This window comes from Streptomyces sp. TAA040 (assembly GCF_000424845.1).
Genome location: NZ_AUKR01000025.1, coordinates 15236 through 29046, shown reverse-complemented (window position 1 = coordinate 29046; position 13811 = coordinate 15236). Strand labels below are relative to the sequence as shown.

Sequence of the window (13811 nt, the reverse complement as noted above, 5' to 3'; positions counted from 1 at the left end):
GCGGGTCAGCCCGGCAGGGCGGCGTCGGCGAGGACGTCGCGGGTGGACGGGTGCACCGGTGCCGAGGGCGCCTCCGCCGGCCGGTTGCGGGCGAACTCCGCACGCAGCACCGGCACCACTTCCTCGCCGAGCAGGTCGAGCTGTTCGAGGACTGTCTTGAGCGGAAGCCCCGCGTGGTCCATCAGGAACAGTTGGCGCTGGTAGTCGCCGAAGGACTCCCGGAAGGTCAGGGTCTTGTCGACGACCTCCTGGGGGCTCCCGACGGTCAGTGGTGTCTGCTCGGTGAACTCTTCCAGCGACGGGCCGTGCCCGTAGACGGGGGCGTTGTCGAAATACGGGCGGAACTCGCGCACTGCGTCCTGGGAGTTGCGCCGCATGAACACCTGCCCGCCGAGTCCGACGATCGCCTGCTCGGCGGTGCCGTGGCCGTAGTAGGCGTACCGTTCGCGGTAGATCCCGATCAGCCGCTTGAAGTGATCCTTCGGCCAGAAGATGTTGTTCGCGAAGAAGCCGTCGCCGTAGTAGGCGGCCTGCTCGGCGATCTCCGGGCTGCGGATCGAGCCGTGCCAGACGAAGGGCGGAACGCCGTCCAGTGGCCTGGGCGTGGCGGTGAAGCCCTGGAGCGGGGTGCGGAACCGGCCTTCCCAGTGCACCACGTCCTCGCGCCACAGCTTGTGCAGCAGGGCGTAGTTCTCGATCGCCAGCGGGATGCCCTGCCTGATGTCCTGGCCGAACCAGGGGTAGACCGGCCCCGTGTTGCCGCGGCCCATCATCAGGTCGACCCGGCCGTCCGCGAGGTGCTGGAGCATGGCGTAGTCCTCGGCGATCTTCACCGGGTCGTTGGTGGTGATCAGCGTGGTGGACGTGGAGAGGATCAAACGCCAAGTGCGGGCGGCGATGTGGCCGAGCATGGTCGTGGGGGAGGAGGGCACGAACGGCGGGTTGTGGTGCTCACCCGTGGCGAACACGTCCAGCCCGACCTCCTCGGCCTTCAGCGCGATGGTCACCATCGCCTTGATGCGCTCGTGCTCACTCGGTGCGCGTCCTGTGGTGGGGTCCGGGGTGACGTCTCCGACAGTGAAGATTCCGAACTGCATCGAAACCGCCCTCCGCAAAGTTGAACGTTCAATAATATCTCGGCAACAGTACCTGCCGCGTGAGTATTCCCGGGCTCCGCCCGGCCGGGTGCGGCCGCAGGCCCCGGAAGCAATCACGCAGTATCGGGCGGCTGACGAGGTGTGGCCGGGGGGTGACGGCGGGTAGGGGGAATGTGGCGCCTGACCGCGGCGCAGACGGAGGGGGAAAGGCCATGGCATTGAGCGCCCGCCTCGACTGGCTGCTCGACGATCTGATACATCGCATGCCCAGTGTCCGGCACGCCCTCGTGCTCTCGACCGACGGGTTGGTGACCGGTGCGAGCGAGGGACTCGTACCGTCGGACGCCGAGCGACTGGCGGTGGTGAGTTCCGGGCTGCACAGTCTCGCGAAGGGCTCGGGGAAGCGCTTCACGGCGGGGCCGGTACGGCAGACCATGATCGAGTTCGACGAGGGGGCCCTGTTCGTCACCGCTGCCGGGGAGGGAAGCTGCCTCGCCGTGCTCACGGCCCGGGAGGCCGACGTCGAGCAGGTCGCCTACGAGATGACGCTGCTGGTGAGGCGGGTGGGTGAGCATCTGGCCGTCGCCACCCGGGAGCCCGGCAGCCACGCCGACTCCTTCGCCGAGCGGGGCTGACCGGCGGAGCCGATCGCCTGGTCCCACGCCGGGCGAGTGAGCGTCCCGGTGTGCAGCACGGCGGACGGACCCAAGCTGAACTGCGGTTTCTCCGAGTTGTCCACAGCCTCCGCGGAGGCGGCGACAGCGCGTTACGGTCCTTGCACAGCAGTCGGAAGTCGACTGCTGACGGGAGCAACCGTGACGGGGGGCCGAGCTGTGCCGTTCGCAGCAGATGGCGGAATCGAGGCCGGCACCGCGCGGTGGGCCGTGCCGGCCCGCACACCCGCGGCGGGGAGGTCGCCGACCGGGACGCCCCCGGCCCACACCGCATGGTGGCGGGCGCGCGTGCTGCTCGAAGCCACGGACGCGGTGGCGGTCAGGCGGTATCCACGCCCCGACCCGTCCGGCCGGGACCACCCGTCCTCGCCCCGGCCCCGCCGTCACGTGGTCCGTCCGCTCTGCGGTTCCCCGTCCTCCGCGTCCCTTCCGTCGAGTCCCCGTCCCCGCCCTGACCCGCCCGATCGGGGCAAGTCGGCTTCGGAACCGATCAGTCCGGATGCGGGCGGAAGAGCCCCTCCTGTACGACCGAGACCAGCAGTCGCCCGGCCCGATCGTAGATCCGGCCCCGGGCCAGGCCGCGCCCGCCCGTGGCGATCGGCGACTCCTGGTCGTAGAGGAACCACTCGTCGGTGCGGAACGGCCGGTGGAACCACATCGCGTGGTCGAGCGAGGCCATGTCGAAACCTCTGCGGCCCCAGAGTGGCTCGACCGGGACCCGCACCGCGTCGAGCAGCATCATGTCGCTGGCGTAGGCGAGGGCACAGGTATGGACCAGGGGATCGTCCCCCAACGGACCCACCGCACGCATCCACACCGCGCTGCGCGGCTCCGCGTCCCGCACTTCGTCCTCCGTCCAGCGCAGCCGTTCGACGTAGCGGATGTCGAAGGGCTGACGACGGGCCATTCGCTCCAGCGACTCGGGCAGCGCCCCCAGATGGCCGCGGATCTCGTCGGCCAGCCGGGGCAGCGACTCGGGCTCCGGCATCTCCCTCATCGGCAACTGGTGTTCGATGCCCGGCTCGGGCGAATGGAAGGAGGCGGTGAGATTGAAGATCGTCTTTCCCTGTTGCACCGCCACCACCCGCCGGGTGGTGAAGGAACGCCCGTCGCGGACCCGCTCCACCTCGTACAGGATCGGGATGCCGGGCACCCCGGGTCGCAGGAAGTACGCATGCAGCGAGTGCACGGGCCGTTCCCCGTCCGTGGTGCGCCCCGCCGCGACGAGTGCCTGGCCGGCCACCTGGCCGCCGAAGACCCGTTGCAGATGTTCCTGGGGGCTCTCGCCGCGGAAGAAGTTGACCTCGATCTGTTCGAGGTCGAGCAGGTCCACGAGCCGCTCGGCCGGACTCTCCGACATCAGTGGTACTCCTTCGTCACGGTCGTCAAAGCTGGCCGACCTCGGTGATCTTCAGAACGGCACGCCCCTCCGCGTCCGAGGCGGTGAGGTCCACCTCGGCGGAGATCCCCCAGTCGTGGTCGCCCTCCGGGTCGGCGAAGGTCTGCCGGGCCCGCCACAGCCGGTCCGACGGCACCTCCTCGATGCGCAGCAGCTTCGGACCGCGCGCGTCCGGGCCGGTGCCCAGCTCCTCGTACTCCGCCCAGTAGCCCTCCATCGCCGCGGACCAGGCGTCAGCGTCCCAACCCGCTTCGGCGTCCAGCTCGCCCAGCTCGTGGAAGCGGTCCAGGGCCGCCAGCTCCACCCGCCGGAACATCGCGTTCCGGACCAGGACCCGGAACGCGCGCCCGTTGGCCGTCACCGGCCGGACGTGGTCCGCCCGTTCCTGAGCCTCCTCGGCGGTTTCCTCGGCCGGGTTGGCCAGCTGCTCCCACTCGTCGAGCAGGCTGGAGTCCACCTGGCGGACCATCTCCCCGAGCCACTCGATGATGTCCTGGAAGTCCTCCGACTTCAGGTCGTCCGGCACGGTGTGCTCCAGCGCCTTGTAGGCGCCGGCCAGGTAGCGAAGGACGATGCCCTCGGTGCGGGCCAGCTCGTAGTACGAGACGAACTCCCCGAAGGTCATCGCCCGCTCGTACATGTCCCGGATCACCGACTTCGGCGAGAGCGCGTGGTCGCCCACCCAGGGGTGCGAGGTGCGGTAGAGCCCGTAGGCGTGGAAGAGCAGCTCCTCCAGCGGCTTGGGGTAGCCGACGTCCATCAGCCGCTCCATCCGCTCCTCGTATTCGACGCCGTCGGCCTTCATCTCGGCGACCGCCTCGCCGCGCGCCTTGTTCTGCTGGGCGGCGAGGATCTGTCGCGGGTCGTCGAGCGTCGACTCCACCACCGAGACCATGTCCAGCGCGTACGAGGGGGACTCCTGGTCCAACAGGTCGAACGCGGCGAGCGCGAAGGTCGACAGCGGCTGGTTGAGGGCGAAGTTCTCCTGGAGATCGACCGTGAGCCGGATGCTCCTGCCCTGCGCGTCCGGTTCGGCCAGCTGCTCCACGATGCCGCCGTCCAGCAGCGAACGGTAGATCGCGATCGCCCGGCGGATGTGCCGCAGCTGCGACCTCCGGTCCTCGTGGTTGTCCTCCAGCAGCCTGCGCATCGCACCGAACGCGTCACCGGGCCGGGCGATCACGGCGAGCAGCATCGCGTGGGTGACCCGAAAGCGCGAGTTCAGCGGCTCCGGCTCGGAGGCGATCAGCTTCTCGAAGGAGTTCTCCCCCCAGCTCACGAACCCTTCCGGAGCCTTCTTGCGCACCACCTTGCGGCGCTTCTTCGGGTCGTCGCCGGCTTTGGCGAGCGCCTTCTCGTTCTCCACCACGTGTTCCGGCGCCTGCGCCACCACCAGGCCGGCCGTGTCGAACCCGGCCCGCCCCGCCCGCCCGGCGATCTGGTGGAACTCCCGGGCCCGCAGGGTGCGGACCCGGGTCCCGTCGTACTTCGTGAGTGCGGTGAACAGCACCGTCCGGATCGGGACGTTCACCCCCACCCCCAGGGTGTCGGTCCCGCAGATCACCTTCAGCAGCCCCGCCTGCGCCAAGCGCTCCACCAGACGGCGGTACTTGGGCAGCATTCCCGCGTGGTGCACGCCGATGCCGTGCCGGACGTAGCGCGAGAGGTTGCGGCCGAACGAGGTGGTGAACCGGAAGTTGCCGATCAGCTTGGCGATCTGGTCCTTCTCGGCCCGGGTGCACATGTTGATGCTCATGAGCGCCTGCGCCCGTTCCACCGCCTGCGCCTGGGTGAAGTGCACGATGTAGACAGGCGCCTGATGGGTCGAGAGCAGCTCGGTCAGCGTCTCGGTGAGGGTGCTGGTCCGGTACTCGTAGCTCAGCGGGACGGGTCGGCTGGCCGACCGGACCACCGCGGTAGGCCGCCCGGTGCGACGCGTGAGGTCCTCCTCGAACCTCGCCATGTCCCCCAGCGTCGCGGACATCAGTACGAACTGCGCGTCCGGGAGTTCCAGGAGCGGGATCTGCCACGCCCAGCCCCGGTCCGGCTCGGCGTAGAAGTGGAACTCGTCCATCACCACCTGCCCGACGTCGGCGGCCCGCCCGTCGCGCAGCGCGATCGAGGCGAGCACTTCGGCGGTGCAGCAGATCACCGGCGCGTCGGCGTTCACGGACGCGTCTCCGGTCAGCATGCCGACGTTCTCGGTCCCGAAGATCTTGCACAGGTCGAAGAACTTCTCCGAGACGAGAGCCTTGATCGGTGCGGTGTAGAACGTCACCTTGTCCTGGGCCAGGGCGGCGAAGTGCGCGCCGGTCGCGACCAGCGACTTCCCCGAGCCCGTCGGAGTCGACAGGATCACGTTCGCCCCGGACACCACTTCGATCAGTGCTTCCTCCTGCGCCGGGTAGAGGGTGATGCCCCGCTCCTGGGTCCAGGAGGTGAACACGTCGAAAAGCGCGTCGGGGTCGGCGTCGGTCGGGATCTGATCGGTAAGCGTCACGCCCCCATACTGCCCTCCCCCGGCCGGAACGGGGGAACCGGCCGAAGAGGCAAGATCACGTGGCACTACGCTGTGGCGCCAAGAGGGCTTCCCTCGGGGGCCGGTGGCAACGGGCGCGGTTCGAACTGCACAGCGATGGGGTGGGGCACACATGATGGGACCGGCACACTCACTTTCGGGGGGTGCGGCCTGGCTGGGGGTGGGCGCGGTGGCTGCCGTGCTGGATCACCCGATGCCCTGGCCCGTCCTCCTGGCCGGAGCCCTGATCTGCTCCGGGGCCGCTCTCGCTCCCGACCTGGACACCAAGAGCGCCACGATCTCGCGCGCCTTCGGGCCCTTCTCCAAGGCGCTGTGCGGGGTCATCGACGTGACCTCGACCGCGGTGTTCAACGCCACGCGGGGGAAGGGCGAGCGCAAGCGCTCGGGCGGTCACCGCACCCTCACGCACACCTGGCTCTGGGCCCTGGTCACGGGGGCCGGGTTCTCCGCTGCTGCTGTCGCAGGCGGACGCTGGGCGGTGCTGGGCATCCTCTTCGTGCACATGGTGCTCGCCGTGGAGGGACTCCTCTGGCGGATGGCCCGGGTGTCCAGCGACGTGCTCGTCTGGCTGCTGGGGGCGACCAGTGCCTGGATCCTGGCGGGGATACTCGACAAGCCGGGAAACGGCTCCGACTGGCTGCTCACCGGAGCCGGCTACGAGTACCTCTGGCTGGGCCTGCCGATCGTCCTCGGCGCGATGGTGCACAACATCGGCGACGCCCTGACCATCTCCGGCTGCCCCATCCTCTGGCCGCTTCCGATCGGGGGCAAGCGGTGGTACCCGCTCGGCACCCCGCGGTTCATGAGGTTCCGGGCGGGCGCCTGGGTCGAGAGCAACGTCCTGATGCCGTTCTTCGCCCTGGCCGGGACCGCGAGTGCCCTGTTCGCCCTGGGCGTTTTCGGCTGACAGCCCGACTGGCCCGGGGACCGGTGGCCCGGCCTGCACCTGCACCTGCTGCTGCGGGGCGGCCGGCGCAGGCGGCCTGATGCAGGGCGTGCGGCGATCGGCGAACTGGGGTCACGTCGGTGCTGTCCACGGATTGGTCGATCGCCCCGACGGGCGGCAGCGAGCGGAGCGCCGGGTCCGTGAGAGTCGCCATGAGGGCGTCGACGAAGCGATGGCCGCCGATCGCGAGGCTGCGCTCTCCGTGCCCCTTTTCTGGCGCGGTGGACGCCGGGCGCCCAGCCACGGTCGGCGGTTCAGCCGTGCCATGAGCGCCAGAGGGCGGCGTACGCGCCGTCGGCCGCCACCAGCTCGTCGTGGCTGCCGAGCTCGGTGATCCGGCCCTCCTCGACCACGGCGATGACGTCGGCGTCGTGCGCGGTGTGCAGCCGGTGCGCGATGGCCACCACTGTCCGCCCCGACGTCACCCGGGCGAGTGACCGTTCCAGGTGGCGTGCTGCCCGCGGGTCGAGCAGTGAGGTCGCCTCGTCGAGCACCAGGGTGTGCGGGTCGGCGAGCACCAGCCGGGCCAGGGCGATCTGCTGGGCCTGCGCCGGGCTGACCGGCAGTCCGCCGGAGCCGACCTCGCTGTCGAGCCCGGCGTCCAGCGCCCGTGCCCAGTCGTCGGCGTCCACAGCCGCCAGCGCCGCCCACAGTTCCGTGTCGGACCCGGTGTCGCGGGCGAGCAGCAGGTTGTCCCGAAGCGACCCCACGAAGACGTGGTGCTCCTGGTTGACGAGCGCCACGTACCGTCGGACCTGCTCGGCCGGCATCGCACCCAGCTCGGCGCCGCCGAGCTCGACCAGCCCCGCCCGGGGCCGGTAGATCCCGGCGAGCAGCCGGCCGAGCGTCGACTTGCCCGCTCCGGAGGGACCCACCAGCGCCACCCGGGAGCCGGGGGCGATCGCCAGGGTTACTCCGTGCAGGACGTCGGCGCCCTCGTGGTAGCCGAAGCGCACGGTGCGGGCCCGCATCTCCCGCCCTTCGGGGACGGAGGGACGGTCGTCTGCGTTCTCCGCCTCGATCTCCTGCACACCCACCAACCGGGCCAGCGACACCTGGGCGACCTGCAGTTCGTCGTACCAGCGGAGGATCATGCCGATCGGTTCCACCAGCATCTGGGCCAGTAGGGCACCGGTGGTCAGCTCGCCGACGGAGATCCACCCCCGCAGCGCGAACCACCCGCCGCAGATCAGCACGGAGCCGAGGATCATCACATGGGTGAGGTTGACCGTCGGGAACAGGATGGTTCGCAGCCACAGGGTCCGCCGCTCCCAGGCGGTCCACTCCCGTACCCGCTGCTCGGAGAGGCGCACCCGACGCGCGCCGAGCCGGTGGGCCTCGACGGTCCGGCCCGAGTCCACCGTCTCGGCCAGCGCGGCCGCGACGGCGGCGTAGCCGGCAGCTTCCGACCGGTAGGCGCCCGGCGCCCGGCGGTAGTACCAGCGGCAGCCGACGATCAGCACCGGGGCAGCGATCGCCACCGCGAGTGCCAGCGGCGGCGCGGTGAGCGTGAGCGCACCCAGCAGCAGTCCGGCCCACACGACACCGATGGAGAGCTGCGGCACCGCCTCCCGCATGGCGCTCGCCAGCCGGTCGATGTCCGTGGTGATCCGGGACAGCAGATCACCGGTGCCGGCCCGCTCCAGCACGCCCGGGGGCAGTCCGACCGAGCGCACCAGGAAGTCCTCGCGGAGGTCGGCGAGCATCTGCTCGCCGAGCATCGCCCCGCGCAGCCGGACGAGCCGGGTGAACAGGGTCTGCACGACCAGCGCCGCGACGAACAGGGCGACGACCCGCTCGGGACGGACCTCGCGGGTGCTGTCGGCGAGGTCCTCGACGACCCCGCCCAGCAGGTGGGGACCGACCATGGAGGCCACCACGGCCACCGTGTTGACCGTCACGAGCAGCAGGAACGCCCGCCGGTGCCGCCGCACCAGGGTGCGCACGTAGGACCGGACGGTCGAGGGGGAGCCCACCGGCAGAGTGGTGGCGGACTCCGGGGCGGCCGGATCGTACTCGGGGGGCGCGATCCCGATCATGCCGGGCCCCTCCCTTCGGTGAGGGCCGCGCCGGTCGCGGCGGAGCCGACGGTACGGGCGCCCGCGGCGTCGATCACGGCGTCGGCGGCGCCGGAGGAGCCCGACGCGTCGGCGGTGTCGCGGGTGACCACGGACCGGTACCGGGGCTCGGTGCGCAGCAGCGTGCGGTGGCGGCCGGTCGCCGTGACGGTGCCGTCCTGCACCAGGACCACCCGGTCGGCGCGGTCGAGCAGTAGCGGCGAGGAGGTGAGCACCACGGTGGTGCGGTTCCTGCGCACGTCGGCCAGGCCGGTGGCGATCCGGGCCTCGGTGTGCGAGTCGACCGCGGAGGTCGGCTCGTCGAGGACCAGCACCGCCGGGTCGGTGACCAGGGACCGGGCCAGGGCCAGACGCTGCCGCTGGCCGCCGGAGAGCGAACGCCCCCGCTCGGTGATGCGCGTCCGCATCGGGTCGCCGCCGCTCGGCGTGCCGGTGCGGGTGAGGGCTTCGAGCACGTCCTCGCACACCGCCGCGCGCAGGGCCTCCTGCGGGGTCACGGACCCCGAGGCGGGGACGTCGAGCAGTTCCTCCAGAGTGCCGGAGAGCAGTACCGGGTCCTTGTCCTGGACGAGTACCGCGGTGCGCGCGGTGTCCAGTGGCAGGGAGTCGAGTGCGGTGCCGCCGAGCAGTGCCGGGGGCGCGCCGTCCGGGTCCGCCAAGTGGCCGCCGAGACGGTCCGCGAGCCGACCGGCGGCGTCGGGGTCGCCGCAGACGACGGCGGTGAGCAGTCCGGCGGGTGCGAGAAGCCCGCTGCCCGGGTCGTACAGGTCGCCCTCGGGGGACGTGGCGCGACCGGGCGGCGCATCGCCGTCCGCCTCGGAGCGGCGCAGTGCCAGGACCCGCGCCGTACGGCGCGCGGAGGGGCGGGAGAAGGACCAGGCCATGGCGAACTCCTGCAGTCCGCGCAGGGGGAAGAGTAGGAAGACCACCGCGCCGTAGACCGTCACCAGCTCGCCGACGGCGATCCGGCCGTCCTGGGCGAGGACGGCGCCCCGCCAGACGACGGCGATGAGCAGCAATCCCGGGATGGCCACCTGGACCGCGTCGATCAGCGCCCACATGCGGGCGGTCCGCACGGCTGCAGTGCGTACCTCCTGTGAGGCCCTGCGGTACCGGCCGAGGAACAGCTCCTCGCCGCCGACACCGCGCAGCACCCGCAGTCCGGTGACGGTGTCCGCGGCCAGTTCGGTGGCGCGTCCGGCCTTGGCGCGCTGGTGGTCGGCCCGGCGGGTGGCCCGCGGCAGCATGGGCAGCACGGTGGCGGCGAGGGCGATCACACCGGCCGACACGATGAGGCCCAGTTGCGGTTCGTAGAAGGACAGCCCGACGCAGACGCCCACGGTGGCCAGCAGCGCGGCACCGAACCGGGAGGCCGATTCCACGCACCAGCCGATCTTCTCGATGTCGCCGGTGGACACGGCCACGACCTCGCCCGCGGCGACCCGCCGGGTCAGGGTGGCGCCCAGCTCCGCGGTGCGGCGGGCGAGCAGTTGCTGCACCCGTGCGGCGGCGGTGATCCAGTTGGTCACGGCGGACCGGTGCAGCATCGTGTCCCCGACCGTCACGGTGCAGCCGACGAGGACGATGAGCAGGCCGACGGTGGCGAGCCGGTCGCCGGAACCGGCGACCACCGCCTCCACCGCGAGGCCGACCACCACGGGCAGGGAGGCCACGGCCGCCATGTGCAGCGCCCCCCAGGCGAGGGCCTTGGCCTGGCCGCCGAGCTGGGTGCGCCCCAGCCAGAGAAGGAAGCGGGTCCCGGAGCGGACATCGGGCTCGCCGGGGTCGGGGAAGGGAAGATCACGAATCTGCATGACGTCCAGGGCGGTCGTGGGAGGGAACGGTGGGAGGCGGCCGGCGGTGCCCCTGGCCGGGCGCAGATCGGCCCACCAAGGCTTGCGGCCGGGACCGGGAAAAGCAAAGCATTTTCCGATGGGACCGGCACCTCTCCGGCCGGCGTGCGGCGCCGAGCCCCGCTCGAGCCCCGCCCGCGTCCCGTGTCGGCGGCGCCGGCGTGCTCCCGCCGGGGCCCGTGCCGCCCCGGCGGGAGCACAGCACGCCGGGGCGGCCCCGTTGCGGATGCCGACCGCTTGGCGTCCGGGCCGGCCGTCCGGGTACGGAAGCCGCCACCGGGCCCGGACGGCCGCCGTCGACGGCCGCGGGAGCCGTCCGGACGAGGCCGGTCAGTCGGCCGGAGGAGGAGTGTCCAGGGAGGCGATGAGTGCGCTGAGCAGTGTCCGCTGCTCCTCGTCCAACGGGGCGAGGAGGTCCTCGGCCGCCTGGCGCCGGACTTGCCGGAGCCGGGCGAGCAACTCCTCCCCGCGGGGCGTGACCTCGATCCTGACCACCCGCCGGTTGGCCGGATCGGGAACCCGGCGCACTGCACGGTTCCTTTCCAGCCCGTCGACCAGGGTGGTCACCGCGCGCGGCACGACGTCGAGCTGCTGTGCGAGGTCGGCCATCCTCGGGGGCGACGGACAGCAGGAGGCCGCGCGGAGCAGCCTGGCCTGGGAGGGGGTGACCCCCAGCGGCTCCAGATGACGCCGCTGGGCTCGGTGCAGGCGCCGGGTCAACCTGATGAGCTGCTCGGCCAGGTTGCCGCACGAGTCCGAGGATTCCATGCGATGAGACTACCAGGATCTTATTCACTATGAGCACAGGTAACGATAGGCTAGGCTCAGTGGCACAAACCCCTCCGTACCGAGCCGCAGGAGCCCATGCACGCCGAAGCCAACCGGCCGTCCGCACCGGCCACTCCACTGGGGGCGACGGTGGAGCAGGCCCAGTTGCGCCGGATCCTCCGCCTCTTCCGTCCCTACCGGGGGCGGCTGGCGGTGGTCGGCCTCCTCGTCTGCGCGGCCTCTCTGGTCGGCGTGGCCTCCCCGTTCCTGCTGCGGGAGATCCTCGACACGGCCATCCCTGAGCAGCGCACCGGCCTGCTTTCCCTGCTCGTCCTGGGCATGCTGGCCGCCGCCGTGCTGACCAGCGTGTTCGGCGTGCTGCAGACGTGGCTGTCCACCACCGTCGGGCAGCGGGTCATGCACGACCTCCGCCGGGGCGTCTACGCGAAGCTCCAGCGCATGCCGCTGGCCTTCTTCACCCGGACCCGGACGGGCGAGGTCCAGTCGCGCATCGCCAACGACATCGGCAGCATGCAGGCCACGGTCACCTCCACCGCGACCTCGCTCGTCTCCAACACGACCAGCGTGGTCGCCGCCGTGGTCGCGATGCTCGCCCTGGACTGGCGGCTCACCATGGTCTCGCTCGCGCTGCTGCCGCTCTTCGTCTGGATCAGCCGCCGGGTCGGCCGAGAGCGCAAGCGCATCACGGCTCAGCGGCAGAAGCAGATGGCGGCCATGGCCGCCATGGTCACCGAGTCGCTGTCCGTCAGCGGCATCCTGCTCGGACGGACCATGGGCAGGTCCGACTCACTGACGGACGGCTTCGCCTCCGAGTCCGAACGCCTCGCCGACCTGGAGATCCGCTCCAGCATGGCCGGACGCTGGCGGATGGCCACCATCGGCATGATCATGTCCGCCATTCCCGCGTTGCTCTACTGGACTGCCGGACTGCTGCTCCACTTCGGCGGCGCCGGCCTCTCCACCGGTACCCTGGTCGCGTTCGTCACCCTCCAGCAGGGACTGCTGCGTCCCGCCGTGTCCCTGCTGAACACCGGTGTCGACATCCAGGCCTCGCTGGCACTGTTCCAGCGCATCTTCGAGTACCTGGACCTCCCGGTCGGCCTCACCGAGAGGGAGGACCCGGTGCGCATCGGTGAAGCACGCGGCGAGATCCGCTTTGAGGACGTCACCTTCGCCTACGAGCCGGACGGCCCGCCGGCGCTCAGCGGCATCGATCTCACCCTCCCGGCCGGCCGGACACTGGCAGTGGTAGGCGCCACGGGTTCGGGCAAGAGCACCCTCAGCTACCTGGTGCCGCGCCTCTACGACGTCACCGAAGGACGGGTGACCCTTGATGGAGAGGACGTCCGCGACCTGGACTTCGCCTCGCTCTCCCGTGCGGTCGGCGTGGTCTCCCAGGAGACCTACCTCTTCCACGCCACCATCGCCGAGAACCTGCGGTTCGCCAAGCCTGCGGCGACCGACGAGGAAATTCGCGAGGCCGCCCGCGCCGCCCAGATCCACGACCACATCGCCTCGCTGCCCGAAGGCTACGAGACGATGGTGGGGGAGCGCGGCTATCGCTTCTCCGGGGGCGAGAAGCAGCGCCTGGCCATCGCCAGGACGGTCCTGCGCGACCCGCCGGTGCTCATCCTGGACGAGGCCACCAGTGCCCTCGACACCCGTACCGAGGGGGCGGTGCAGCGCGCGCTGGACGCGCTCTCCGCGGAACGCACCACGGTGACGATCGCCCACCGGCTGTCCACGATCCGCGACGCCGACGAGATCGCGGTGCTGGAGGAGGGCCGGATCGTCGAGCGCGGCACCCACGAGGAACTGGTGGCCGCCGACGGCCGCTACGCCGCGCTGCTGCGACGCGATCCGACGGCGCCGGATCCCGAGACGGGTGGGGCCGAGCGGAACGGTGCGCGCGCCGCCGACCTCAGCAGCTGACCGGATCTTCGCGTTCCCGGCGGAGCAGCGCCCCCCCGCAGCGGTCAACGGCGGCCGAGGCGCACCGTGTGCGCCGCCCGGAGGTCCGGATCGAAGACGCAGAACTCGTTGCCCTCCGGGTCCGCGAGGACGTCCCACGCGGCATGCTCGCTGCGCCGCCGCACCATGGTGGCCCCCAGGGCCAGCAGTTCGTCCGTCTCGCCCCAGACATCGAGGTGCATCCGGTTCTTCACGACCTTCGTCTCCGGCACCGGGCAGAGCCAGATGAGCGGCCCGGAGCCGTGGAGGTCGTGGATGGGTACCGGCCACTTGGCGGAGGGTTCCACGACTCCTTCGGGCACCGCCCGCCGGGTGTAGCCCAGGGCGCGGCACCACCAGTCGGCCAGCGTCTGGTGGTCCACCGCGTCCAGCGCCAGGTCCTTGAATCGTGCGGCCATGCCCGGATGCTACCGGCGCTCGTCCGGCACCGCCCTCTGTCTGCGCCGCGTGACGGATCCGCGGGCA

General features: G+C 71.4%; 10 protein-coding genes. 3 read left to right on the top strand and 7 right to left on the bottom strand.

What is annotated here, in order from left to right; all coding sequences use genetic code 11:
- Positions 1 to 5 precede the first annotated feature (5 nt).
- On the bottom strand, positions 6 to 1097 hold the full coding sequence (locus H300_RS0118815) for an LLM class flavin-dependent oxidoreductase (RefSeq protein ID WP_028428658.1): 1092 nt from the start codon (positions 1095 to 1097) through the stop codon (positions 6 to 8).
- Positions 1098 to 1309: 212 nt separating this feature from the next.
- Here H300_RS0118815 and H300_RS0118810 point away from each other — a divergent pair, with 212 nt between their 5' ends.
- Positions 1310 to 1732: a roadblock/LC7 domain-containing protein gene (locus H300_RS0118810; protein ID WP_028428657.1), complete on the top strand. Its 423-nt coding sequence runs from the start codon at positions 1310 to 1312 to the stop codon at positions 1730 to 1732.
- A 529-nt stretch (positions 1733 to 2261) separates the two neighbouring features.
- On the opposite strand, the gene H300_RS0118805 is transcribed toward H300_RS0118810, so the two are convergent.
- Both H300_RS0118805 and H300_RS0118800 read right to left on the bottom strand, forming a co-directional pair.
- Positions 2262 to 3131: an acyl-CoA thioesterase gene (locus tag H300_RS0118805; RefSeq protein WP_028428656.1), complete on the bottom strand. Its 870-nt coding sequence runs from the start codon at positions 3129 to 3131 to the stop codon at positions 2262 to 2264.
- A gap of 25 nt (positions 3132 to 3156) precedes the next feature.
- The gene (locus H300_RS0118800) at positions 3157 to 5670 is read right to left on the bottom strand and encodes a DEAD/DEAH box helicase (protein WP_028428655.1); all 2514 of its coding nucleotides are present in this window, start codon (positions 5668 to 5670) and stop codon (positions 3157 to 3159) included.
- Positions 5671 to 5821: 151 nt separating this feature from the next.
- On the opposite strand from H300_RS0118800, the gene H300_RS0118795 reads away from it, so the two are divergent.
- Positions 5822 to 6616, top strand: a complete 795-nt coding sequence (locus H300_RS0118795; RefSeq protein ID WP_078516129.1) for a metal-dependent hydrolase — start codon at positions 5822 to 5824, stop codon at positions 6614 to 6616.
- A 293-nt stretch (positions 6617 to 6909) separates the two neighbouring features.
- Here the strand turns inward: H300_RS0118795 and H300_RS0118790 are convergent, their stop codons facing one another.
- The 3 genes from H300_RS0118790 to H300_RS0118780 all read right to left on the bottom strand — a co-directional run bounded on the left by H300_RS0118790 (position 6910) and on the right by H300_RS0118780 (position 11354).
- On the bottom strand, positions 6910 to 8694 hold the full coding sequence (locus H300_RS0118790; protein WP_028428653.1) for an ABC transporter ATP-binding protein: 1785 nt from the start codon (positions 8692 to 8694) through the stop codon (positions 6910 to 6912).
- Positions 8691 to 10547, bottom strand: a complete 1857-nt coding sequence (locus tag H300_RS27815; RefSeq protein WP_051270196.1) for an ABC transporter ATP-binding protein — start codon at positions 10545 to 10547, stop codon at positions 8691 to 8693. Before H300_RS27815 ends, H300_RS0118790 begins: the two co-directional genes overlap by 4 nt.
- 369 nt (positions 10548 to 10916) lie before the next feature.
- The gene (locus H300_RS0118780; RefSeq protein WP_028428652.1) at positions 10917 to 11354 is read right to left on the bottom strand and encodes a MarR family transcriptional regulator; all 438 of its coding nucleotides are present in this window, start codon (positions 11352 to 11354) and stop codon (positions 10917 to 10919) included.
- A gap of 96 nt (positions 11355 to 11450) precedes the next feature.
- Here H300_RS0118780 and H300_RS0118775 point away from each other — a divergent pair, with 96 nt between their 5' ends.
- The gene (locus tag H300_RS0118775) at positions 11451 to 13307 is read left to right on the top strand and encodes an ABC transporter ATP-binding protein (RefSeq protein WP_051270195.1); all 1857 of its coding nucleotides are present in this window, start codon (positions 11451 to 11453) and stop codon (positions 13305 to 13307) included.
- 44 nt (positions 13308 to 13351) lie between these two features.
- Here the strand turns inward: H300_RS0118775 and H300_RS27810 are convergent, their stop codons facing one another.
- The gene (locus tag H300_RS27810) at positions 13352 to 13744 is read right to left on the bottom strand and encodes a VOC family protein (protein WP_051270194.1); all 393 of its coding nucleotides are present in this window, start codon (positions 13742 to 13744) and stop codon (positions 13352 to 13354) included.
- Positions 13745 to 13811 lie beyond the last annotated feature (67 nt).

What these genes read in the sequence shown, in the direction of transcription:
- H300_RS0118815 (WP_028428658.1), bottom strand. Translation starts at nt 1,097, where the DNA reads ATGCAGTTCGGAATCTTCACTGTCGGAGACGTCACCCCGGACCCCACC.
- H300_RS0118810 (WP_028428657.1), top strand. Translation starts at nt 1,310, where the DNA reads ATGGCATTGAGCGCCCGCCTCGACTGGCTGCTCGACGATCTGATACAT.
- H300_RS0118805 (WP_028428656.1), bottom strand. Translation starts at nt 3,131, where the DNA reads ATGTCGGAGAGTCCGGCCGAGCGGCTCGTGGACCTGCTCGACCTCGAA.
- H300_RS0118795 (WP_078516129.1), top strand. Translation starts at nt 5,822, where the DNA reads ATGATGGGACCGGCACACTCACTTTCGGGGGGTGCGGCCTGGCTGGGG.
- H300_RS0118790 (WP_028428653.1), bottom strand. Translation starts at nt 8,694, where the DNA reads ATGATCGGGATCGCGCCCCCCGAGTACGATCCGGCCGCCCCGGAGTCC.
- H300_RS27815 (WP_051270196.1), bottom strand. Translation starts at nt 10,547, where the DNA reads ATGCAGATTCGTGATCTTCCCTTCCCCGACCCCGGCGAGCCCGATGTC.
- H300_RS0118780 (WP_028428652.1), bottom strand. Translation starts at nt 11,354, where the DNA reads ATGGAATCCTCGGACTCGTGCGGCAACCTGGCCGAGCAGCTCATCAGG.
- H300_RS0118775 (WP_051270195.1), top strand. Translation starts at nt 11,451, where the DNA reads ATGCACGCCGAAGCCAACCGGCCGTCCGCACCGGCCACTCCACTGGGG.
- H300_RS27810 (WP_051270194.1), bottom strand. Translation starts at nt 13,744, where the DNA reads ATGGCCGCACGATTCAAGGACCTGGCGCTGGACGCGGTGGACCACCAG.